Source organism: Rothia nasimurium (assembly GCF_042660305.1).
Taxonomy (GTDB): Bacteria; Actinomycetota; Actinomycetes; order Actinomycetales; family Micrococcaceae; genus Rothia; species Rothia nasimurium.
Genome location: NZ_JBHSTW010000009.1, coordinates 1 through 23,437 on the forward strand (window position 1 = coordinate 1; position 23,437 = coordinate 23,437).

At 58.9% G+C, this 23,437-nt stretch carries 19 protein-coding genes; 12 read left to right on the forward strand and 7 right to left on the reverse strand.

Annotated features, from left to right (window positions below):
• Positions 1-31: 31 nt before the first annotated feature.
• Positions 32-514: a DUF6318 family protein gene (locus ACFP6B_RS03480; protein WP_377126877.1), complete on the reverse strand. Its 483-nt coding sequence runs from the start codon at positions 512-514 to the stop codon at positions 32-34.
• A gap of 267 nt (positions 515-781) precedes the next feature.
• On the opposite strand from ACFP6B_RS03480, the gene ACFP6B_RS03485 reads away from it, so the two are divergent.
• The 3 genes from ACFP6B_RS03485 to pheA all read left to right on the forward strand — a co-directional run bounded on the left by ACFP6B_RS03485 (position 782) and on the right by pheA (position 5,468).
• Positions 782-1,081 carry a hypothetical protein gene (locus ACFP6B_RS03485; protein ID WP_377126880.1) on the forward strand — a complete coding sequence of 100 codons (300 nt, stop codon included), beginning with the start codon at positions 782-784 and terminating at the stop codon, positions 1,079-1,081.
• Between the two features lie 70 nt (positions 1,082-1,151).
• Positions 1,152-4,367, forward strand: coding sequence for a DUF3427 domain-containing protein (locus ACFP6B_RS03490; protein WP_377126883.1), 3,216 nt, complete (start codon positions 1,152-1,154; stop codon positions 4,365-4,367).
• A 147-nt stretch (positions 4,368-4,514) separates the two neighbouring features.
• Positions 4,515-5,468, forward strand: a complete 954-nt coding sequence (gene pheA, locus ACFP6B_RS03495) for a prephenate dehydratase (RefSeq protein ID WP_377126994.1) — start codon at positions 4,515-4,517, stop codon at positions 5,466-5,468.
• Here pheA and ACFP6B_RS03500 read toward each other — a convergent pair.
• Positions 5,465-6,625: a diacylglycerol/lipid kinase family protein gene (locus tag ACFP6B_RS03500; protein WP_377126886.1), complete on the reverse strand. Its 1,161-nt coding sequence runs from the start codon at positions 6,623-6,625 to the stop codon at positions 5,465-5,467. The genes pheA and ACFP6B_RS03500 overlap by 4 nt on opposite strands.
• 88 nt (positions 6,626-6,713) lie before the next feature.
• Here ACFP6B_RS03500 and serS point away from each other — a divergent pair, with 88 nt between their 5' ends.
• The 4 genes from serS to ACFP6B_RS03520 all read left to right on the forward strand — a co-directional run bounded on the left by serS (position 6,714) and on the right by ACFP6B_RS03520 (position 10,929).
• Positions 6,714-8,021: a serine--tRNA ligase gene (gene serS / locus ACFP6B_RS03505; RefSeq protein ID WP_377126888.1), complete on the forward strand. Its 1,308-nt coding sequence runs from the start codon at positions 6,714-6,716 to the stop codon at positions 8,019-8,021.
• 220 nt (positions 8,022-8,241) lie between these two features.
• On the forward strand, positions 8,242-9,189 hold the full coding sequence (locus ACFP6B_RS03510) for a metal ABC transporter substrate-binding protein (RefSeq protein WP_377126891.1): 948 nt from the start codon (positions 8,242-8,244) through the stop codon (positions 9,187-9,189).
• Between the two features lie 149 nt (positions 9,190-9,338).
• Positions 9,339-10,082 (forward strand): metal ABC transporter ATP-binding protein, encoded by a 744-nt coding sequence (locus tag ACFP6B_RS03515; RefSeq protein ID WP_237207325.1) that lies wholly within the window; start codon positions 9,339-9,341, stop codon positions 10,080-10,082.
• Between the two features lie 31 nt (positions 10,083-10,113).
• The gene (locus ACFP6B_RS03520) at positions 10,114-10,929 is read left to right on the forward strand and encodes a metal ABC transporter permease (protein WP_237185286.1); all 816 of its coding nucleotides are present in this window, start codon (positions 10,114-10,116) and stop codon (positions 10,927-10,929) included.
• A gap of 84 nt (positions 10,930-11,013) precedes the next feature.
• On the opposite strand, the gene ACFP6B_RS03525 is transcribed toward ACFP6B_RS03520, so the two are convergent.
• On the reverse strand, positions 11,014-11,697 hold the full coding sequence (locus ACFP6B_RS03525; RefSeq protein WP_237185258.1) for a metal-dependent transcriptional regulator: 684 nt from the start codon (positions 11,695-11,697) through the stop codon (positions 11,014-11,016).
• Between the two features lie 216 nt (positions 11,698-11,913).
• On the opposite strand from ACFP6B_RS03525, the gene ACFP6B_RS03530 reads away from it, so the two are divergent.
• The 3 genes from ACFP6B_RS03530 (at position 11,914) to ACFP6B_RS03540 (ending at position 14,209) form a co-directional block, all read left to right on the forward strand.
• Positions 11,914-12,774: an HAD family hydrolase gene (locus ACFP6B_RS03530; protein WP_377126895.1), complete on the forward strand. Its 861-nt coding sequence runs from the start codon at positions 11,914-11,916 to the stop codon at positions 12,772-12,774.
• A 121-nt stretch (positions 12,775-12,895) separates the two neighbouring features.
• A complete protein-coding gene (locus ACFP6B_RS03535; RefSeq protein WP_377126898.1) occupies positions 12,896-13,261 on the forward strand; it encodes a thiol-disulfide oxidoreductase DCC family protein in 366 nt (121 codons plus the stop codon).
• 27 nt (positions 13,262-13,288) lie between these two features.
• Positions 13,289-14,209, forward strand: a complete 921-nt coding sequence (locus ACFP6B_RS03540; RefSeq protein ID WP_237199645.1) for an AEC family transporter — start codon at positions 13,289-13,291, stop codon at positions 14,207-14,209.
• Positions 14,210-14,228: 19 nt separating this feature from the next.
• Here the strand turns inward: ACFP6B_RS03540 and ACFP6B_RS03545 are convergent, their stop codons facing one another.
• Genes ACFP6B_RS03545 through ACFP6B_RS03555 form a run of 3 tightly spaced genes read right to left on the reverse strand, consistent with a single transcriptional unit; the run spans position 14,229 to position 19,416 of the window.
• Positions 14,229-14,855 (reverse strand): recombinase RecJ, encoded by a 627-nt coding sequence (locus ACFP6B_RS03545; RefSeq protein ID WP_377126902.1) that lies wholly within the window; start codon positions 14,853-14,855, stop codon positions 14,229-14,231.
• A gap of 36 nt (positions 14,856-14,891) precedes the next feature.
• Positions 14,892-15,620 carry a hypothetical protein gene (locus ACFP6B_RS03550; RefSeq protein ID WP_377126905.1) on the reverse strand — a complete coding sequence of 243 codons (729 nt, stop codon included), beginning with the start codon at positions 15,618-15,620 and terminating at the stop codon, positions 14,892-14,894.
• 1 nt (position 15,621) lies between these two features.
• Positions 15,622-19,416, reverse strand: coding sequence for an AAA domain-containing protein (locus ACFP6B_RS03555; RefSeq protein WP_377126908.1), 3,795 nt, complete (start codon positions 19,414-19,416; stop codon positions 15,622-15,624).
• A 616-nt stretch (positions 19,417-20,032) separates the two neighbouring features.
• On the opposite strand from ACFP6B_RS03555, the gene ACFP6B_RS03560 reads away from it, so the two are divergent.
• Complete coding sequence (locus tag ACFP6B_RS03560; protein WP_377126911.1) at positions 20,033-21,154, forward strand: CAP domain-containing protein; 1,122 nt, start codon at positions 20,033-20,035, stop codon at positions 21,152-21,154.
• Between the two features lie 73 nt (positions 21,155-21,227).
• Here the strand turns inward: ACFP6B_RS03560 and dacB are convergent, their stop codons facing one another.
• Positions 21,228-22,628, reverse strand: a complete 1,401-nt coding sequence (dacB, locus tag ACFP6B_RS03565) for a D-alanyl-D-alanine carboxypeptidase/D-alanyl-D-alanine endopeptidase (protein WP_377126914.1) — start codon at positions 22,626-22,628, stop codon at positions 21,228-21,230.
• Positions 22,629-22,836: 208 nt separating this feature from the next.
• Here dacB and ACFP6B_RS03570 point away from each other — a divergent pair, with 208 nt between their 5' ends.
• Positions 22,837-23,355, forward strand: a complete 519-nt coding sequence (locus ACFP6B_RS03570) for an inorganic diphosphatase (protein WP_237207315.1) — start codon at positions 22,837-22,839, stop codon at positions 23,353-23,355.
• The last annotated feature ends 82 nt before the right edge of the window (positions 23,356-23,437 follow it).

Below are 23,437 nucleotides of genomic sequence, written 5' to 3' on the forward strand. Positions count from 1 at the left end.
CTCATATTTTTGCCGCGGGTGGGGCCGTTGTCTAGTTGGTGGGGGTGGGGTGCGTGTCTACTTTTGAATAAGCCTCATACATCTGATCGAGTGCTGAATAAAAATTTTGTTCTTGTGTGAAAGACTTGTCAACCATTGAACTTACTTGTTCAACATCCCCAGTCTGTAATGCGTAGTTTCGCATGTCATTCCAGTAGTTGATGAATAGAAGCATGGCTTCGGTGCTTTCAACGTTCATGCCTTCCGGAGCAACCGGTTTGGGCACGTTCTGGGCGGGGCCGTGCTCATCAGCAGCACGGTACTCACCTTCGGGTGCTTTCGAGCCGCCTGAATAATTGGTCTCTTCTGCCTTGGCGGTTTCCTCAGTGGCGCTCGCTGTGCTTGAAGCTACTGCGGAAGTCGTGGTGCTTGAACCTGGTTCGGGAACCGAGCCTGTTGCCTGAGCACTGCAACCTGTAAGAGCTAGTAGGGCGATAGCTGTTAGGGCGAGCTTGCGGGTGGAAGTGTGTTTCATAAGGGTCTCCTGGTGACATCTTTGTGACTAGGTCTTATGTGTGTTTATAGTGCTGGGTTTGTGCCATGGCAAGAGTTTCGGCCTGCTTGCCTGGTTTTTGACAGTAGATTACGCCGAAGATGGCTAGTTATCCACAGGTCTTGTGTCTGACGTGGGCTAATAGGCCTACAGTTTGCTTTGAGAAGTTAGTTTTATGGGGATCTGCCTTTTAGTGCACTGATCGATAGATTATTCCAGTAGTCCTAGGAAAATACTTGAGGAGTGTCTATGAGCCAAGAGGCGCCTGAATGGAGCACCCATCAACTTGTTGTGTATGCCCTCCAACCTGCCAATAGGTGTGAGGTGCATACAGACCTTGAAGAATGCGGAGATAGATTAGCTGAGTATTACAGGGTTGATAGCGAAACAGGTCAGTGTATGACTGATGGCTGGGTATTTCTAGGCGGCATGTACTACATTGCAGACGAGCTTAGAGCCGAAGCTTTATGCCGTCGCCTTTGGGGCCTGGGAATAGCAGAGGCTTATCACGATGAGACAGATGACGTCTACTACACAGAGTGGGAATAGCCGACACCCGGGCGGAAGGTTTTATCTTTAAAAGTCAGGTTCTACTTCAGAAAAACCTTATGCTGCATATATGAGCAATAAACAGGTTCTCCCTCTCGGGCTATACGAAACTCTTAAAACCCGCAGGACACTCTCTCAGGAACTTCCACCTGAAACTGAGTGGGTCGAATCAGAGATTCTAGGTGAGGATTCTGAGCATATTTCTTCTCTTGCTCGTTATGTAGCGCAGCAGGTCACGGCCAAACTTGAGCAGACCGAAGCTAATGAGCGTATCGCTTTGGTTAACACACTTCTTGCACAGCTAGAGGGTGCATCATGCCCTGATGAAGTGTTTGAGCTGGAGAACTCAAAAAATACTGGCTCTTTGGTGCAACTTACAGAACTTAAACCCCGCCATCAGGGAAAGCCATCGAACCGTCCCAGCACTCCACTGAGCAGCGTTGCACTTTTAACAAATAACCCCAAAGAGCCCCAGCTCGGTGAAGAAATAAAGAAAGAGCTTGAAAGTGCCGATAGGGTCGACTTGCTCTGTTCCTTTCTCAAACTAACGGGTGTTAACGTCCTTGCGCCTCAACTAGACATTCTTAAAAGGCGAGGCATCCCCTTCCGCGTCATTACCACCACATATATGGGAGCGACAGACCGTAAAGCGGTCGACAAGCTTGTTCAAGAATACGGCGCAGAAGTCAAAATTAGCTATGAAAAGAACTCAACACGTCTCCATGCAAAAGCCTGGCTATTTCACCGAAACACAGGCTTCTCCACTGGCTACGTGGGAAGCTCAAATCTCTCACACGCGGCACTTACGGACGGCCTCGAATGGAATGTGAGAATATCCAATACCGTTACCCCCGGCATCCTTGGGCAATTTAACGCCGCATTTGAAAGCTACTGGGAATCGCACCAGTTTGAAAGTTACACAGGGTCAGACAAAGACCGTGAGAAACTCGACAGATCGTTAGAGCAAGCGACGATAGGAACGGGAGCTTCAGCCCGCCCAAATCTTCAAATTAACTTTTCATATGTAGATGTTCACCCCTACCCGCACCAGGCTATTATGCTGGATGAGCTTCAGGCAGAGCGCCAGAAAGGGCATCACCGTAACCTCGCCGTGGCCGCCACGGGTACAGGTAAAACGATTTTTTCAGCTCTTGATTACAAGAGACTCTGTGAAGAATCCGGGAAAAAATTACGTCTCCTTTTTATCGCCCACCAAGCAGAGATTTTGAACCAGTCTCAGAGCGCTTTTGCCACCGTTATGCGTGATGCTAACTTCGGTGAACAGTACTTTGGGGGAGTAGTCCCTGAACATAATGAACAGGTCTTTGCCACAGTTCAAACCCTTGCAAGCACAGGCACCGAACGCTTCACACCTGACCATTTCGACGTCGTTATCGTTGATGAGTTCCACCATGCTTCAGCCCCCACCTACCAGAAAATTCTTAGTTACTTCCAGCCTCAGGAACTGCTGGGCCTGACAGCAACTCCTGAACGCACAGACGGCAAAAATGTTGCTGCTGAATATTTTGACGGACGTATTGCTACCCAGCTTCGTCTTTGGGACGCGCTTGAAGCTGACCTGTTGGTCCCCTTCCACTACTACGGCATCAACGATGCAACAGACCTTAGTGGGCTCACATTTGAGCGGGGAAGCTATCGTGACAGCGAACTATCACAGTATTACCTCGCCAATAAAAGACGAGTAGCGCTTATCTTGCAACAAATTGAGGAAAAAATAGCTAACCCTCGCAACATGCGAGCTATTGGTTTTTGCGTCGATAGGGAACACGCGCGCTACATGGCCGAAGAGTTTTGTAAGGCTGACATTTCAGCTACTTATCTTTTGGGTGACGATAGCGCAGAACGACGTCGAGAGGTTATTGCCCAGCTGAAAGACCCAGAACATGAACTCACCACAGTCTTTACGGTTAACCTCTTCAACGAAGGCGTAGATATCCCTGAGGTCGATACCTTATTGATGCTCCGTCCTACTCAATCGCCGACTCTCTTCCAACAGCAGCTTGGCCGTGGTTTGCGTAGGTCTCCTGATAAAGCTGTCCTGGTTGTACTGGACTTTGTGGGCAACCAGGCTAAAGGGTTCAGATTTGACCTAAAAATGCGTTCTCTGACTCGTGCAGGCGTTCTAACACCTGGCGAGGTCGAAAATCCTCATCTGCCTCCAGGGTGCAGCATTCAGCTTGATAAGAAAACTCAAGAGCAGGTGCTGAGAAGTATCAAAGAGGCCCTCAATCCCAAGATAGAAGTACTGACCGACAATCTTAAAATATTTGCTGAGGAGCAAAAGAGAAAGAATTTTGAAGTTGTCGTTACCGAGCTGCTAGAACCCTACCTTGATAGGTACGGCCTGGAACTTGCTCATATCTATGGGCGGAAGACCAAGAACGGTAAAGGGCTAACTTTTACTTTCTTACTGGATCAAGCGGGACAAATACCTAAAATATCTGGGCTGTATGAAAAGGGCTCGGTAACTGAACATCTTTCGAACCGAATTAAATCTTTAGCTAATGTCAATGATGAAGAGCGAATTGACGTTTATCAAAGGTTGCTGACGACCGATATATGGGAAGAAGACCTTAGCATGCGCGAAAGGCGTTTTGCGTGGATGCTTCTCTTTTCATTCTGGCCTAAGGGCAAGATACGGAGCGGTGAAGAGAAGTTCACGCTTGACCAGGGGCTGAGTGAGCTCCGTCAGCATCCGTACTTTATTCAAGAGCTCATACAGATTTGGGCGTATCGTCTTGGGACGGATAGACACGCGCCTCAGCGGCTATCTACCATATCGCCTGATATTCCTCTCAGCACCCATGCCTATTATTCGCGTGAGGAAATCTTTGCAGCTATAGGCCTTCATGAGAACGAAAAGAAATCGGTGCCAGCCGGTGCAGTACAGGGCGTCTATGAATCACGCGCAACAGATACTATTGCTCTGCTTGTTAACCTCAGTAAGTCTGAGAAGCACTTTACTCCTGAAACGATGTATAAAGACTATGCAGTGACCGAGAGCGAATTTGCCTGGGACTCCCAGAACTCAACCGCTCCTGATAGTCGTTTGGGAAAGATTTACCAGCATCATGGAGAGCTGGGCCAAATGCCCTTACTCTTTGTGCGTTATACCAAAGAGGACGGAATTGGTACCGCACCGTATTTGTTTGTAGGCCCTGTAAATTACCGTTCCCATAGCGGTTCAAAGCCGATGCATATTAAGTGGGAGCTTGAACGGCCTATGCCGGCCGACCTCTTTGCGCTGGCCCGTTCTACGGCCTAGTTGCCGACCGGCGTCCGTTCCTCGCCTACACTTTGTACCGGGTTCTGCCCACAAAAGGCTCTCTTGGTGGGCACCACCCGGTACAAACCTCCACGAACCCTTTGGCAGGGGGCCGGGGTGCGGCGTCCACCCGCTAAACTAGACCCCATGCGTTACACCTATCTTGGCCCGTCGGGCACCTTTACCGAAGCAGCTCTTCTCACCGTCCCCGGCGCGCCTGACGCTGAACGCATCCCCGCGACGTCCGTACCCGCGGCCCTCGACGCCCTGCGCGATGGCAGCGCCGACGCCGCCATGGTGCCTATCGAAAACTCCGTTGAAGGTGGCGTCACCGCAACCTTGGACGCTATTGCCTCGCTCGATGGGTCCCTGCGTATCGTCCGGGAGGTGCTGGTGCCCATTACCTTTGTGCTGGTTGCCCGTCCCGGCACCACCTTAGAGAGCGTCAAAACTATCTCAACCCATACGCATGCCTGGGCGCAGGTGCGCTCCTGGGTGGCTGAGAACAAGCCCAGCGTGAACTACCTGCCGGGCTCGTCCACTGCGGGTGCCGCCCTGGGGTTGCTGAATGAGAATCCCGGCTACGAGGCCGCTATCTGCTCGCCCGCTGTGGCCCAGGCCCACCCTGAGCTGCAGGTGCTGGCTCACAATATTGGCGATAACAAGAACGCCGTGACCCGTTTCGTGCTGGTTGCCCGTGACGCCGAACCCCCCGCACCCACTGGCGCAGACAAAACCACCCTGGTCATCCCGCTGCCCCAGGACCGCCCCGGCGCCCTGCTTGACCTGCTTGAACAGTTCTCAACCCGGGGAATCAATCTCTCCCGCATTGAGTCTCGACCCACCGGCGAATTTCTGGGGGCCTACTTCTTCTCTATCGACATCGACGGCCACCTCTACGACGCCCGCGTGCGTGATGCCCTGCGCGGCATCCACCGGGTCTCACCCGGTGTGCTCTACCTGGGCTCCTACCCGCGAGCCGATAAGCGCCTGGCAGCGGTAGACCCCATGCACGATGAGGCTTCTTTCAACGCCGCCCGCGACTGGGTCGAAACCCTCTTCCCCGGCGGACGGCCCGAAAGCCTCAAGCACAACATCTAGAGCCTCAGTAGCCGCTGCCACCAGAGGCGCTGCTGCTCTACCAGCTCATCACGGGCATTCACAAAATCACTGAGCGAACGAATCTGCATGTCATCGGGGTAAACTTGCACCTTCACCGCGGCGGGGAGCACCTGGGCATGAAAATCGCTCACCTCACCCAGAACGTCCCCGTCCACCTCAACGGGGAGGCAGGTGTTGGGGAAGTAGACGCGGACGTCCGTGCCCACAAAATGCTCCACCACCGGGTAACGCACGCGGGCGGGGCGCAAGATAAACTGCGCCGCCATACGAACCCAGCTGCCCAGGTTACGCGGGGTTAGCACAATCACCTCAAGCTGCCCGTCAGAGAGCTGAGCGGTCTGCGCCAGGCTCACCCCGCCCTGAATCTTGCCCGTATTAGCCACCAGCACAGCCCGAATCTTACGGCGAATCGGCGTACCGTTATTGACCGTAATCACCGCCGGTCGGAGGCGGGTAAACATGTGCCGGGTGCTGGCCTCAACATAGGCTAGCCAGCCGATACGAGCCTTCAAATCTTCGCGAGCATCAGTCATAATCTGGGCGTCGAACCCGGCCCCGCCCATGACCACAAAATTAACGGGGGGCAAATCCTGCTCACCCTTCATATCCATACGAATCATATCGATGGTGCGGCTCTGCCCGTGTAGGGCAATGTTGATGCAGGCGTGTAAGTCGTTCACATCCATATCGAGGTTGCGCGCCAGCAAATTACCGGTGCCCAGGGGCACAATGCCCAGGGGGACGTCCGTACCCGCCAAGCCGTCCGCAACCGCGCGCACGGTGCCGTCACCGCCCACAGCCAGAACAACCTCAGCCCCGTCAGCCATAGCCTGCTGAGCCAAGCCAAAACCGGGGTCGTCCGCCTCTGTCTCATAAAACCTAGCTTTGGGCCAGCCTGCCAACCCCAGCTCCGCGGTAATCATACGAATGATGGAGTCGGCCCGATCCTTGGTAGGGTTATACACCACCGCAACCTGCTTCGGCTCACCCGGCTCTAACATACGGTGCAGGGGCCGGTAGACAGGGAAAAGATCAGGGCGCTCCCGCCTGCCCCTCCGCACAGAAAGAGCCACTCCGCCCAGGGCTAGAGCAGAAGCAGCAGCAACAGATACACCGAGAGTCGAACGCGAAACCATATCACCAGCATACTGAAGAAAACCACGCGCCACCGCCCGGCGTCCGCGCGCCTGTCATCGCAGCGACAACTACGGTAAATTTAGAGGCATGATTGACATTAACCTCCTGCGTGAAAACCCCGACGCCTTCCGCGCCTCCCAGCGCGCTCGCGGCGCTGACGAAACCGTCATCGACCAGATTCTCGAAGCGGATGCCACCCGCCGCACCTCCATCAACGAGTTCGAGAAACTGCGCGCCGAACAGAACGTCTTCTCCAAGAAAATCGGCAAGGCCGCCAAGGAAGAAAAGCAGGCCCTGCTCGCTGAGGTTAAGGAACTCTCCCAGAAGGTCTCAGAAGCCAAGGCTGCCGCCGACGCCGCTGCCGCCCGCCAGGAAGAACTGGTCGCCGGCGTAGGCAACCTGATTATTGACGGTATTCCTGCCGGTGGCGAGGACGACTATGTGGTCGTCAAGCAGGTAGGCGAACCCCGCAACTTCGAAGCAGACGGCTTTGAACCCCGCGACCACCTTGAAATCGGCGAACTGGTTGACGGCATCGACATGGTGCGTGGCGCCAAGGTTTCAGGCTCCCGCTTCTACTTCCTCAAGGGCCACGTAGCCCGCCTGGAGCAGGCCCTCATGTGGATGGCCCTCGACCAGGCCACCGCCAACGGCTTCACCATGCTCACCACCCCCACTCTGGTGCGCCCAGAAACCATGAACGGCACCGGCTTCAACGTTGAACATGACGACGAAATCTACCGCCTTGAGCGCGACGACCTCTACCTGGTCGGTACCTCCGAGGTGGCTATCGCTGGCTACCACGCCGACGAAATCATCGACTTCGAAAAGGGGCCCAAGAAGTACCTGGGCTGGTCCTCCTGCTACCGCCGCGAAGCCGGCTCCGCCGGTAAGGACACCCGCGGCATTATCCGCGTACACCAGTTCAACAAGGCCGAAATGTTCGTCTACTGCCCCGTCGAGCAGGCAGAAGACATGCACGCCAAGATGCTGGCCTGGGAAGAAGAGATGCTGGCTAAGTGCGAGCTCTCCTACCGCGTGATCGACACCGCTGCGGGTGACCTGGGCTCCTCCGCCGCCCGCAAGTTCGACTGTGAAGCCTGGGTCCCCACCCAGGGCGCCTTCCGCGAACTGACCTCAACCTCCAACTGCACCACCTACCAGGCCCGCCGCCTGAACGTGCGTGAGCGTATGCCCGACACCGTTACCGCAGACGGCAAGACCAAGAAGGGCGGCACCCGCACCGTCGCCACCCTCAACGGCACCCTGGCCACCACCCGCTGGCTGGTCGCAATCCTCGAAACCCACCAGCAGGCCGACGGCTCCGTCCGCATCCCCGAGGCCCTGCGCCCCTACATGGGCGGCCTTGAGGTCATCCCCACCGTCGCTCAGTAGCTTATTTTTGGTTCCCCACGAGATACTGTTTGTACTTGTCAAGCAGGGTTTCGTGGGGAATTTTTGTGTTAATGAACGGGGGGCTTAGACCGCATCCCTTGAAAAGTTCGTCTAGGCGAACTTATGATGGTTGCACACACCAGACCATGAACAGGGCTTCACCGACTACAACGGCGTAAGTCAGAAGAACGCGCATCTCCAACGAAGGAACAACGCACCCATGAACAAGGCAACCCGCACCTCCCACACCCGCCGCCTCAGCCACCGCATGCTCGCTGCCAGCGGGGCACTCGCCCTGGGCGTCCTCACCGCCTGCACCCCAGGCGACGGCAGCGACACTACAGCGCAAAACGATACCCCCACCGTCATCGCCACCTTCACCGTGCTGGCAGATATGGCGCAGAACGTGGGCGGCGAACACATCACCGTAGAATCCCTCACCAAACCCGGCGCCGAAATACACGACTACGACCCCACCCCGTCCGACGTGAAAAAGGGGGCGGACGCAGACCTTATCCTCGCTAACGGACTAGGCCTGGAAGCATGGTTTGAACAGTTCTTACAGGACACCGACGCCCAGAGCGTGACCGTATCCGAGGGCGTACAGACCATCAACATCGCTGAAGCAGAATCCGCCGGTAAGCCCAACCCGCATGCCTGGATGAGTCCGCTAGTAGCACAGACTTACGTCGATAACATCGCAGACGCCTTTGCGGAGCTAGACCCCGATAACGCGGACGCATTCCGAGCCAACGCTGAGACCTACAAGAAGCAGCTACAAGCCGTCCACGACGAGCTAGTGGCAGATCTCTCCACCGTACCCGAAGGCAAACGGGCCCTGGTGACCTGCGAAGGAGCCTTCTCCTACCTAGCAGCAGACGCCGGGCTCACCGAAAAGTACCTGTGGGCGGTAAACTCAGACGGCGAGCCGAGCGCCTCCCGGGTAGCTGAGGTGGCTGTTTTTGTAGAGGAGAACAAGGTTCCCGCCGTGTTCTGCGAGTCCACAGTGTCGTCGAAAACCATGGAACAGGTAGCTCAAGAATCAGGCTCAACCTATGCAGGTGCGCTCTGCGTCGATTCGCTCTCTGAAGAAGGCGGAGACGTGCCCACCTACCTGGACCTGATTCGCTATGACGCAGAAACCATTGCAGATGCGCTCAGCAAGTAGCCCCGGCATATAACAAAACCTGGTAGATTCCCGCCCACTGACCTGCGGCTGCCGGCGCAGGACGCGGCCCCACCCAGGAGACCCGCAACCTGCCTTCCGGCGCCGCGTCCATAACTTCAAAAGAAACTGAGCAGCGTTAGAGTACAAGAATGAGCCTTTTAGATATCCGAGATGTAACGGTTACCTACGGCGACGTGCATGCTCTTCGGGGGGCGCACCTGGCAGTAGACGCCGGGAGCGTGTGTGGCTTGGTAGGCATGAATGGGTCGGGTAAGTCCACACTTTTTAAGGCGATCATGGGCGTTGCTCCCGCCAGCGGGTCGGTCATGATTGACGGTATGACCCCAAAAGCAGCGCGGAAAGCTGGCGTGGTGAGCTATGTGCCCCAACGGGAGGAGATTGATTTCTCGTTCCCCGTATCTGTCCGTGATGTGGTAGCACAAGGACGGTACGGGCGGCTGGGCTTCGCCCGACGGCTCCGGGCCGAAGACCACGCCGCTGTGGATAAAGCCCTGGAAAGGGTAGAACTCACCGACCTGGCCCACCGGCAAATTGGCAACCTCTCAGGTGGCCAGCGCAAACGAGCTTTTGTGGCACGCGGACTGGCACAAGGAGCTAAACTCCTGCTACTCGATGAGCCCTTCGCAGGGGTCGATAAACGGAGCGAAACCATGCTGGTAACCCTCCTGCGGGAACTACGGGACGCCGGGGCAGGGATCCTGATCTCAACCCACGACCTAGCCAACCTAGCAGACCTAGCAGACACCGCCGTCCTGCTCCGCAACCAAGTGCTGATGGCAGGAGACCCCGCCACCGTGCTCGCCCCCGATAACCTGGTGCGGGCCTTCGGCATGAACCCACTGACCCCAACCCAGGAGGGCAACCGTGCTTGACGTACTCCTAGAACCGCTGACCTATGGCTTTATGCAACGCGGATTCTTGGTGACAGTGATTGCCGCCCTCGTCTGCGCCCTGCTGTCCTGCTGGCTGGTGCTCATGGGCTGGTCGCTCATGGGCGACGCTATCTCTCACGCCGTCCTGCCCGGGGTGGTGCTCGCCTACATGGTGGGTGCGCCCTTCGCCGTGGGGGCGGTGATTGCCGGTTTGCTTGCAGTTGCCCTCATCGGGGCGGTGCGTGGTAGCGGGCGCATCAGGGAGGACGCCGCCATCGGCATCGTTTTTACGGTGATGTTCGCGCTGGGGCTGGTACTGATTTCCGTGACACCCTCCCAGACGGACCTGCACAGCATACTCTTTGGCAACGTGCTAGGGGTGTCCTGGGCTGAAGTCGCCCAAATCGCGGTGTTGGCGGTACTGGTAGTCACCGTACTCATAATCAAACGCCGCGACCTGGTGCTCTACGCCTTCGACCCCGGCTACACCCACGCCATTGGTCTGAGCCCGCGGCTGCTGGCAGGGATCCTGCTGGTGGCGCTCGCCCTGACCTCGGTACTCGCCTTGCAGATTGTGGGCGTGGTGCTGGTTGTCGCCATGCTGGTAATTCCCGGCTCCACAGCGCGTTTGCTCACCGACAGATTCAGCACCATGCTGGCGATCTCTGCCGGTGTGTCCCTAGCCGGTGCCCTGGTGGGGCTCTACGCCAGCTACCATCTAGACGTCTCCGCCGGTGGTGCGGTAGTAATCGCCTTAGGCACCTTCTTCGGCGCAGCCTACCTATGTGCCCCGCGCCATGGCCTGCTGGCTCGACGCCAGGCAACCGCTCAGGCGTCCAAGGGCTAGGCGTCCAGGGACGAGGGAAGCGCTCACCGGCACCTCCTCACAGGACGGGCAGGCCACGACGAGACCGCCCTGCACTCCTGCCTTCTACAGGTAAGAGACATACACGGCGGCAGCTGCACCCGCATCGAGGGAGAGCTCAGAATCATTAGGCAGAGCCAGATTCACGGCGGAACCCTGCCCCGCCTCTGCACTGTTAACAGCGGTAACTTCCAAGCGCGTACCCGGGGCAATGCCATGCCCCGCAAAGAACCGCAAAAGCTGGGGGTCGTCGTCCGAAATACGCTCTACCAGCACCCTGTCCTTCGGCGAACAATCAAGAAGGGTATGCGGGGCAATGGACTCTACCTCACCCGTGGGGGAGGGGATCGGGTCGCCGTGCGGATCGCGGGTTGGGTGCCCCAACAGGGCGTCAATCCGTTCAATCATTAAATCCGAGACGGCGTGTTCCAACACCTCCGCCTCATCGTGTACCTGATCCCAGGTGTAGCCCAGCGTCTTCACCAGAAAAGTCTCAACTAGGCGGTGGCGGCGCACCATCGACACCGCATATTCCCGTCCCTGCTCTGTCAGCTCAATTGTCCCGTATCGCTGGTGCTCCACCAGTCCGGCGGCAGCAAGCCGCTTCACCGCGTCCGATACCGACGACGGACGCAACCCTGCCCTCGCCGCAATGACAGAGGTAGATGCAGGTTCGGTACCGTGCTCGGTAATGCCCCAAATAATTTTGAGGTAGTTCTGGGTACTGTTAGACAGCTTGGCAAGAGACATACATACAAGTTTAACCTCCACTTCTGTACTGGCCCGACCCGGTAGATTCGCGAACTGCGGGGTTTCTTTCGAACTGCGGATATTCTTCCGCGTCTCGAAAGAAACCATGCAGTTCACCCTACGGACGCCCCCGCTGGGCGACCCTTCACCCCCTGCTCACCTTGCCTTAACCCGGCTTTTGTATAGTCTGGTCTACACGAGAGAAAAGAGACACCGATGATTTCAGAGATTAAAGACATGCAAACCCTGCCGCTGCGCCGCTCTGCCTGGCAGAAAGAAGAGGGTGCCAAGTACCTGGTTGCTATCGACGTTGATGGCACCCTAGTCAACCACGACGGGGCGATGAGCGAGGCCGTCAAAAAGGCCGCGCAGGATGTCGTGGACGCGGGCCACCACGTGGTCATTTCCACCGGACGCTCCCTGGGCGCCACCCTGCCCATCGTTGAGATGATTGGGCTGACGCGCGGCTACGCGGTGAGCTCCAACGGCGCGGTTACCCTCAGTATCGACCCCTCCCTAGAAGCTGGCTACCGCATTATCGACAAGGTCAGCTTCGACCCCTCCAACGCCATCACCCTGCTCAAGGCCAAGCTGCCGCACGCGTCCTTAGCCCTGGAAGCACCCGACGGAACGGTCTATGCCACCGATAACTTTGAGGACTGGTCCTTCGGCGTGAACACCGTGAAGACCACCCGCACCGAGATGGCCGCGATGAAGTCGGCCGTGCGCGTGGTGGTCTGCTCACCCACAGACACCCCCGACGATTTCAAACGCGCTATCTACGATTCGGGCCTGCACGGGGTTAACTACGCGGTGGGCTGGAGTGCCTGGCTGGACGTAGCAGCGCACGGGGTGTCGAAGGCAACCGCCCTAGAACAAATCCGCCGCAAGCTGCGCGTGGACCCCCGCCACACCATCGCCATCGGCGACGGCCTCAACGACAAAGAAATGATCCACTGGGCCGCCCGCGGCGTGGCTATGGGCCAGGCCCTGCCCGAGGTGGCGGAGCTGGCTACGGACGTCACCGGCTCGGTCTACGAGGACGGCACAGTGCCGATCCTGCGCGACCTGCTCTAAGTAAGGCAGAGCGGCACCGGCTGGCCCGTCATACCCGTTGAAATAATGCGCTCATCTCTGGTGCTGCTCGCCCCGCTTGCTATGGTGGTCTTACATCTGACCCGGAAGAGAAAGGGCCACCGTGACCACCTCTGTACCAGCTAAAGGCCTGCTGCTCTACGACCCCGACTGCGGCATCTGCCAAAAAGCTGCCAGAGTACTCACTCACCTCGGGCTAGAAGCCCAGGTGCGCCCCGGCCACTACGACCGCCTAGAAGAGCACGGCGTCGATTTTGAGCGCTTCATGCGCCAAATCCCCTTCATCACCCCGACCGGCCAGGTGGCCTACGGGGCGCTCGCCATCGCCCTAGCCCTGGCCACCAGCCGGTACGCGCCCGTGCGGGTGGCGGTGTCCGCCCTGAAGAACCCCCTGCTGCGCCCGCTGGCTGAGCGAGTCTACCTGCAAATCTCCACCAACCGCTCCACCGCCTGCCAGCTCAAGCCCTAACGGCTTGACGGCAGAGAGAAGCCCAGCATGCTCGCAGTCCTTGAAGGGTTTACCATCATCGCGGTCGTGGTGGGTGTAGGCTACCTGGTCGCCCGCCTTGACATTCTGCCGCCTAACTCCGGGCTCTCCCTCAACCGTTTTGCCTTCTTCGTAGCCCTGCCCCCGCTCATGTTCGTGACCATGGCCGGGGCTGACCTGCACGTTATCTTCTCTGGCCGCCTTCCCGTGGCTATTTTGAGCTTCGCTACGGTCGCCCTGCTTTTTGCCGTTATCGCCAGGTTCCTGCTCAAAAAGGACGCCGGCACCGTCACCGTGGGCGCCGCAGCCAGCGGCTATATCAACGCCAACAACATGGGCCTGCCCGTAGCAACCTACATCGTGGGCGACGCTGCCCAGGTAGCCCCTATCTTGCTCTTCCAGCTCCTGATCGCCGCCCCCATCGTGCTTTCAATCCTGGATGCCATCTCCCACGGCTCGGTCTCCATGAAAGCCGTTGCCACCCAGCCCATCAAAAACCCGCTGATTATCGGTTCAGCCCTGGGCCTGCTGGTCAACGTGTTCAACCTGCAGGTTCCCGATGTGGTCATGGAGCCCTTCCGCATCTTGGGCGGTGCGGGCGTACCTCTGATCCTGGCGGCTTTCGGCATGTCACTGCGGGGCTCCAAGGTGCTCGATACTCCCGGCCAACGCTTTGAAACCGTGCTTGCCGCCAGCTTTAAGAACCTTCTAATGCCGCTGGTTGCCTACCTGCTGGCCCGCTACGTTTTCCACCTCAGTGAGAGCGATATCTTCGCAGCCACCATTCTTGCAGCCCTGCCCAGCGCCCAGAACATGTATAACTACGCGGTGCGGTACAACGTAGCAACCACGCTCTCCCGCGATATCGTGCTGCTCAGTACCCTGGGCGCTATGCCCGTGATTCTGGTGATTTCACTCCTCTTGCACTGACAGTTTGCCGGTGCCCGGCCTACTGCTCCTGCCCCTCCAAGCCCTCAAGCAGCTCGGCGATGAGCTCGCGAGAAGCCAGCTCCTCATGCCAGTAGGACCGCACCAGGGTCTTACTCACCGCCTGGGAGGTAATTCCCAGAGCCTGGGCAACCGCCTTTTGCTGCCCGCGCACACCGGGCACGAGCAGGTCAAGCACCCGCCACTCGGCTTCGGTACGGGCGGACGCCACCCGGTAGAGCAGGCGTAACAGGCCGGTTACCTGGTCGGCCCGGACGCCCTGCCCTTCAGCGTGCACACAGATACCGCGCGGTGGGGCACCGGTCTGGGCCTGCTCCACGGCCGACCGGGACAGACTCAAGGCAGAGCCCGAACACTCCGGGGTAGAAACCGCCCCCAGGGCCGCTGCGAAGCGCGGCCGCACCAGCTCGCCGGCGCCGATGCCCACCCAAAACCGGGCAAAGCGGGCCCCGAGCAGGGCGGCGGCCAGGGCGTCCTGGGCATTATCGAACGCCCCCTGCACCTCATCAGGGTAGGTGCGGGTAAAAGCAACGGCAGGGGCCAGCCGCTCTAGACGGTTCTCCAGGTCGGCGAGGTGCTCCTGCACCGAACCCTGGGACGAGCGGGCAATGAAGGTCAGTACAAACATGCTTCTCAGTATGCCCTAGAGTCACCGGGCAGAAAACTAGCCCTCACCCCAGAGCAGGGTTTCGGCGTCCACCCCGGCAAGGAAGAGCTGCTCCTGTAGCGGCTGGGCGCACTCAATCGGCAGCCGGACGCTACTGCAGGTCAGGTCATAGCCCAGATAGGCGGTGGCAGTATCGAAGCCGGATAAATCGCGCCCCAACTCCCGGCACAGATGCACCACCTGTTTGAGATCGGGCGCCGACCCAAAGACCCAGAAATAATCGGGGCTCGTGAGCTGGAACAGCCCCAGGGGCGCACCCGCACCCGACTGATCCCGCACCCGTACCCAGCCGCCTGCCGGGTCGAGGTCGCCGGGGCCGTCCTGCGGGGCTAGAGGGTCAAGCGTCCAGGCCCGGGTGCGCTCTAGCCAGTCGGGCAGCTGGGGCATATAGAGGGTGTCGCCCTCCCCGCCCCAGGGCGTAGCGTCAAAACTGCGGGCATACATGGCAGACCAGAACTCGCTACTGCTACACGAAACCCCCACGCTGTTGAGCTGGGCCGGGTCGCTCGGCGCCGCAAACTGGCCGTGCTCGGCGTCCTCGGGGCTGGACGCTGCCAAATCAGCCAGGTAGGCCTGATCCCAGTAGGTGGGCCTGGTAGCATACCCCTGCTCGCGCAGGCGCTCGTCGATACGCTGCAGGTAGCGGGGCTCGCCCAGGGCCACGGTCTGCCCGTCAAAGTGAAAGAGATAGGGGGAACGCTTACGGTGGGTGGGGGAGAGGGGCATGCTAACTCCTAACGGTGGGGGTATCGGGGCGGACGCCCGCCTCCCCCTCATCGGGGAAGGGCAGGGCTGCCCGCTCAAGGCGGATAAAGGCACCCAGCAGGGCTAGCGCCTCGGGGCTGGTGGGCAGAAAGTCGGTAAACCGGGTTGAACACACCACTACCGCCGCCCACATGCCGCGGGACAGGGCAACATTCAACCGGTTGGGCGAGAGCAGAAAATCGGTTCCGCGGGGGCTATCACCGGCACTCGAAGCAGCCATCGACACCAGCACCACCGGAGCCTCCTGCCCCTGGAACTTATCAACCGTACCGACGCGCACACCCCCGCCGTCGGCGTCCGCTAGCCCCGCCTCCAGCAGGGCCGCCCGGATCGTATCAACCTGGGCGTTATAGGCTGCCACCACAATAATGTCTGAGGGGGCCAGGGGCGCTGCCTGCTCGGGGGCAGCCAGGTGGGGAGTCCACAGGTGCCCCAGGAAGCCGCGGGCCAAAGCCACAATCTCATCAGCCTCTTCGACTGAAGCCGTTGAGTTACCCCGGTGTTCTATCGTGCGCAGGTAGACCCCGGGCTCCCACCCCTCCAGGTGCCTCTCGGTGCCCGAAGGAGCGGACGCCAGCCGCCCCTCATACGACAGGGCCGAGACCGGGGCGCACAGGGCAGGGTGCATACGCCAGGTGACATCGAGAAAATAGCCAAACTCTTCGGGTAGCACCGTACGGCCCGCTGAAAGCCAGCCCAGGGCAGACTCGTCCACCGGGTAGGGGTGGGTGCCCTGCGTGACCTGGGGTAGCTGGGCGGGGTCGCCCAGGAGCAGCAGGTTCTTGGCCGAACGGGCCACCGCCAGCGTATTGGCTAAGGAATACTGGCCCGCCTCGTCAATGACCAGAAGATTAAGCCCCTCAAACCGGAACTTGCGGTCAGAGGCAAAATCCCAGGCCGTGCCGCCAAAAATACGACCACCGGGTTCATCCATAAACCTGGAAACATCGGGGTTGCGAACCTCGCGCCAGGGGAAATTCGGGGTCTGGCTCTTGCCCGCCCCCTTAGCGATCTGGTCAGGGTCTACGCGTCCGTTACTGATGCAGCCCAGCAGCATGTTTTCAACCACCGCATGAGACTGGGCAACAATACCCACCTTCCAGCCCGCAGCCACAAGACGGCCAATCACATGAGAACCCACGAAAGTCTTGCCCGACCCCGGAGGGCCCTGCACCGCCACATACGACCGATCGAACTGGCTCACCGCCTGATAAATAGCCTGCACCGTCGCAAGAGAACCGTGCGTCTCTACAAAATCCTGCGGACGCGGCAAAACACCGCCCCCAACCAGTCGAGGCGGAACGCGACGAATCATATCGGTACCCGCCGATGCCGGTAACTCAGGTAGCACCCGGGCGGTACGCGCCGCCAATTCAAGTAGAGCCTGCTCCTGGGCCTGCGTCGGAATAGGCTGCCCGGGAGTGAGCGCCATCGGTAGATGTGAGTAGGTTTCAGGTGGCTCACCGTCTGAGGTCTTCAAACTCTCCCGCACCGTAATCCGCACCAGGTTAGGCTGACCCGCCTCATGCTCCGGAATCTCCTCTAACTCCACAATCTCGGTATTAAAGGCACCGGCCCACTCAGCCTCCACCGGCAGTACCCCTTCATGCAGAGCCGCATAGGTTAAAGCCTGCTGCCGAGCCTCCCGCTCCAAAAAAGGCGGAAAAGGGCGCGTATACATGGCAAAGAGGTTGCTAGCGCCCACCTTCACCGACGAGCCCGGAGCGACCCTCGCCACCCCGCTCAGCAAACGCACCGTGGACCGTGCCCGCTCCGGACGATGCCAATCGGCAACCACCTGCAATCGCCCCAGCAAAACCACATCACGGGCGTCCTCCCAATCCTCACGGGGAGCCGTAAGCCGATTGAAATGATCCCACCAGAACTGACGGCGCTCGCGACGATGGTAGCCCGTCGCCGTAGCCACCATAGCAACAGCTTGCTTCTGCGGCTCCAATTCGCCACCGGTGTCCAGGGCCTCAACAAACCGGCGTAGAACCCGCTCGGTATCTGTCTCGTCTTCAGCCCTACCCGCCTGCACCAGCAGCTCGTTCAGATCAGCCAGGGGAGCGGGCTGCACCAGCTCATCGTCGACCGATCGGCCCGCCAACCCCAGTAACCAGGCGCGTAACTGAGATAGAGACAGACCCGTGCGATACAGACTACGAGCAAGTGCAGAGCGCATAGCTTCGGCCTGCTCAGCACGCCCTTCCTTCTCGGCCTGTACCACATCGGCAAAGGCCGTCACCGGAATATCAGGGGCAGGCTCAAGCCCCTGAGCGTAGAGGGGCTCAATAGCGGTCAGTGCCCGGGTGCCCTCGCTCAAACGCATCGACCGGCGCAGCACCTCAGAAAGGTCAATGAAAACACCCTCCCGCTGCATATCGGTGAGATAAGCTTCGCCAATCCCGTGCATCGACGCTAACTGCTGAAGAGCAGCTATAACAGACGCCCCAAAGTAGTAGACCCGCAAACCGGGGTTCAGCTGGCGCTGATGGTGCAGCATACCGAGAAAATCGGCTAACAGCCGCCCTTCCGCCGCCCGGTCAGACGCCCAAAACTGGCTAAAGAGGGGCTCCTCGCCAGGCTGATCAGCAAGGTGAACAGCACCTAAGGTATAGACCAGCCCCCAAGCTAACTCGGGGTGGGCTGCCTTCCCATCGCGCCAGAGTGGGTCAGACCGCAGACTTATAAAAAGGTCGCCCGCGCTCGCCCGAGGGAGCATCCGTAAGGAGTGCCGGGGCAGGAGCTTGTACGAGACAGTATGTTCCTGCCCCTCCCGCTCTACCACCACTGCTCCGTCAGGCTCCGACACGCCGGTCTGTAGGGCAGCCTGCTCTGCATAGCGGTGTACGAGAGCCGGAAGCTGAGGCTGGCCTGCCAGGGCCGCCAGCTCGTCAATACTCTGAACACCACAGCGCTCGTAGATAGTCTGACGTGACTTCGCCGTCATACCCGAAGTCAGGAGCATATCTCGGTGCTCTCGTACCATCACCTGGCAGGTATCACAACGCCCGCACCTGGTAACCTCTGGGCTACCGGCTTCTATAAACCAGCTCACCGGGGCAGCCCCTGGCTCCCGATGGGCGGTGAGGAGCTCTATAAGACGCTGCCGCTTCTGCTCGAATACCGGTGTAAGGGTAGCAAGCTCGTGTAGGGACTCCACGTTATTGCCCAGAATGAGCGAGACGTAGGGGTCACAGGGGATCCCCTCTCTATGCAGCTGGTCGGCATAGGCAGCGACCTGAAGGAGAGCCGGGACCCGAGCCGTACGTGCCAGTTTAGTATCAACTACCCGGTAGCTCCCATCTGGCTGCTTTACAAGGAAGTCGGCGCGCCCGTGAAAGGAACCGTCAAAGAAGCTGGCCTGGAAGACAACATCTGCACCTGCCCTCAGCACTTCGAGAGTTTCTTCCCGTTTTTCTTCGAGAGCCTGCCGAGTGTAGGTACGCGGGGGTTCAACCTGATACACCCCCCGGCCTGAGGCTGGGTCCCAGCTGCCGTAGGTTTGGAGAAAGTCAGCGAGGACGCGCTGTTCGTGGGCTTCACCCAGGGCCGCAGCTCTGCGAAGCTGGGGGTCTTCAATACGTTCGAGGCGGGGCACCCTACCCAGAGCCTGGTCAAGGGCGTAGAGGGTGGCGAACTGGCACTGGGCCGAGGTGACAAGATCAGTAGCTGAATAGATCAGAGACTGACCGAGAGGTTCGAGGTTCGTAGCCGGTAACGAGGGGGCAGAATCTGCATCAATGAAGAACATGGGGCTCCTTGGGGTTCGCTGTCTTCAAGGCTAGCAAGGACGGCTGACATTTTAGGGGCTGAGTAGGTGATGCAGCGATAACCATAAGTGGTTCGGACCAATAAAAGAATTTAGAACATACATTCTAAAAATTACTCACTGATATAGAACAAAAACTTTGAAAATGTAATCTGTGTCATATGTACAAATTTCCTTTTTGTTGCTCGGCTGTGGCAGGCGGGTTTCGCTTCTTGTGGGGTGCAGGTGGGATGTGTGTAAGTACAGTGGTGCCCAATAGGGGGCAGTCTGTGGGGTGTTTTGGCGGTGTGTCTAAGTTTTTTGGCCTTGTCATCCTCTGTTTTGCTAATCTGCCCGCACGGTCGTCAACACTCCTAAGCCGGGTGAATTTTTGTTGAAGTTAACTTTGGTGAAATAGCTGTGATGGTAGTGGGAAGCGGGGGCTGATGTGCTGGAACGCTGTAAGTAAGCAATCTTTATAATTCTCAGCCTGTATTCAGGCCTGAATTAAATCCCAAAAAAGTGTCACAAAACGGTCAAAAATAGGTCACGATTCTATAAAGTTGTGTTCAGCAAAATCCCCCTTTGCATCATTACCACTCGAAAAAGAGGAATCTGAATGAAGAGCATTCTTGAAACCGCGCGAGCTGTTCAGCCGACTCGCCGCCAGGCGGCCGTCCTTGCCCTAACCGGCCTGGCAGCTACCACTGCAATCACCGCAGCAACTGCCGCCGCATCAGACATTCGCACTGTCACTGCCGCCCAGCGCGCTGCCGACCAGCAGACCCTGCTCAACCTCATCAATGCCTACCGCGCCCAGAACGGCCTGGGTGCAGTCAAGCACTCAGCTACCGTGGCTTCCGTCATGGAGGGCGAGGCTATTCGCCAGTTCAAGGCTGGAGCTTTCTCCCACGGCACCGAGTTCCTCTATAACTCTAAGGTGCAGGGCTACAGCTTCGTCCGCGAAGTCATTGCTCTTTCCTACAACGACGACCTCAACCAGCTCCTCAACTTCTGGAAGAGCTCGCCTCCCCACCGTGCCGCCATCCTAGCCCCCCAGGCCAACGTCATCGGCATCGGCTTCTGCTACGGTCATGGCACCTCCCTGCCCTGGCGCGTCCTGGGCAACGTTGGTATCTACCGCTACGAAGCAGGCAAGGGCCCCAACGACTACGTCTCTACCATCACCAGCATCAGCACCTTCTCCAACGGCTCTTCTGAAGTAAGCGCCTATGCACTGAACGACAAGCTGGCCGACCACTACAACGCAAACGGTGGCGTGGCGACCTTCGGTCTACCCGCTGGCAACTTCTTTACCTCTGTTGACGGTGGCATCGTCCAGAACTTCACTCAGGACCGCACTATCTACTGGACTGCTGCAACTGGCGCTCAGAATGTTTACTGGGGAGGCGCCATTGGTGGCCGTTACGCAGGTCAAAACTACGAAAATGGTAGCTGGGGCTACCCCGCAAGCTCAGAGTATGAGTTTATTGGTAGCATGCGTCAGGACTTCATCAAGAACGGCTCTGTTACCTCGGTCTACTGGACCCCCTCCACCGGTGCCCGCGCCATCATGGAGACCGGAGCTATCTCTGCCCACTGGTACGCCCTGGGTGGCCCCGCAGCTATCGGCTTCCCTGTAACCGATGAGGTGCGCTGGATTGATGGCGTCACCCGTGTGACCTTCTCTAGCGGTACCACCATCAACTGGACTGAAGCCCGCGGCGTCTGGGTAAGCTAGTCCCCGCTTTTAGACCTACATGTGAAGGGCGGCCCCACATCTGTGGGGTCGCCCTTCTTGTATCCGCCTACAGCTACTGGTTACTGAGGGTTGCTGCGAACCGGTCAACGGTGTTTTTGGCGGCATCGGTGTCTTCAAGGTCGTTCATGATAACCGAGAAAACCAGTACCCGCCCTGATTCTGTGACGGTGTAGCCGGTGAGGGACAGTACGGAGTTCAGGGTGCCTGTTTTAGCGCGGACGACCCCGCGCCCGCCGACCTCGTCAGGGTCGTTGAAGCGGCTGGCTAGGCCCAGGGTGCCGCTGTAGCCGGCTACCGGCAGGCCCTGCAGGGTGAGGCGTTCGCTGGTGTTTCCATTGACCGCGCGCAGGGCAATGCTGGTGAGTAGTTCGTTGCTGACCTTGTTGTTCATGGAAAGGCCGCTGAGGTCAACCTGGGTGTAGTTGGTGGGTAACCCTGCGGTGGAGAGAGCCTCGCGCACGGCGGTTATTGCCCCTTGGCTAGAGCCGTCGCCGCCGGTGAGGGTAGAAAGGTTGCGCCCCAGAGTCTCTGCCAGAGAATTGTCTGATTCCTGCATCATGAGGGCCGACTGCTCTGCGGCAGTGGCTGACTGTACGGCCGCAATTTCCCGTCCGCTGCTGGGGGCAGTAACCTGCTCGCCCGCGGTGAAGGTGAGCCCGGCGTCCGCCCCCAACCTATTGAGAGCTTCTACCAGCACCTGCTGCACTTCTGCCGGGGCGTTGCTGGGGCGGTTGCCACTTGAGGCAGTTCCGTCGCCGGTGGGGGAGTAGTGGGAGTAAAAGGCGAGGGGGGTAACAGCGCTGATGAAGCCGGAGTCGATATCTTCCTGGGCCCATTCGGGGTTGAGGGAGCTGCCGGAAAAGATAGTGGTGTCCAGGTTGAGAGTAAGGGCCTTGCCGCTGATGCCCTGCTCTTTAAGGCCCTCGATGGTGCGCTCTGCTAGGGTCTCGATACCGGCGTGCCCCATCACCGCGGTGGGGTCGGAGTGCCCTGGCACCAGTAGGGTGTCGCCGCCGGCAACCAGGGTAAGGGTTGAGTCGTCGTTGAGGTCGACGGACGTGGTGAAGCGGGCTTGCGGCGCAGTGGTCAGTAGGGCGTAGTCCACGAGCAGCTTCATATTGGACGCCGGGGTTCGGCTCGCTTGGGCCTCACGGGAGTAGAGGCTCTGGCCGGTTTCTGCATCAAGAACCTGGGCCGAGAAAACCCCCTGGCCTAGACCGTCAAGGACGCTATCGAGCTCTGCGCTCAGGGCAGCTGAATCGAGGGCGTTGCCCGCGCTTGCTTCTGTTATCGCAACCGGCGAGGCCGTGATATCAGGGGCTACCGAGGCTTCGCGAAGGTCTTGGGCCTCCTGCCAGGCCGGTACGGCCCAGGCTCCTGCTGCTGCGCACCCGGCTGCGAGTAGGGCAGTAACCACCCATGCGGTCAGGGGGCGTCGGTGAGAAGTGGCCATGAAACCTCCACAGGTTAGCTCTTGGGCGAAGGGGTTCTTCTATATAGGGTATATGCCTGACCTTGGAAGCAGAGGCATGTAATACGGGTGACACTGGCGCGCCTGCCCTGTAAAAGGGGTACAGCCTGCCGGTTCTCGGTTAGACTAATATGCCGAACCACTCGCGCGCAGCGCGGGTCAAACACACCACTCAACCAGGAGGTTCCCCTTGGAACTCGACGTCACGATTGAAATTAACCGCGGCTCACGCGTCAAGTACGAAATTGACCACGAAACCGGTCGCCTGCGTCTGGACCGCGTACTGTTCACCTCCATGCAGTACCCCACCGCCTACGGCTACTTTGAGGACACCCTGGGCGAAGACGGTGACCCGCTCGACGCCATGGTTATTCTCGATGTTGACGTTGTCCCCGGTGTGCTGGTTGAAGCCCGCCCCATCGGTGTTTTCCGTATGACCGACGAAGCTGGCGGCGACGACAAGGTTCTGTGCGTTCCCGCAGATAAGCGCTACGACCACATCCAGGAAATCGGCGATGTCGCTGACCAGCTCAAGGAAGAAATCAAGCACTTCTTCGAGCGCTACAAGGATCTGGAGCCCGGCAAGTGGGTTAAGGGCGAGGGCTGGGAAGACCGCGCTTTCGCTGAGAAGCTGGTAGCTGAGGCTCAGGAGCGTTTTGAGAAGTCGCACTACGAGTCCGCTGCTGAAGCTGAAGCAGACGAGAACTAAAGACTTGGTGGGGTAGCGAAAGCTAACTAGTGCCCCCACCGGGATAGGAGGCTGGGCCCTGCACGGGGCCCAGCCTCCGCCC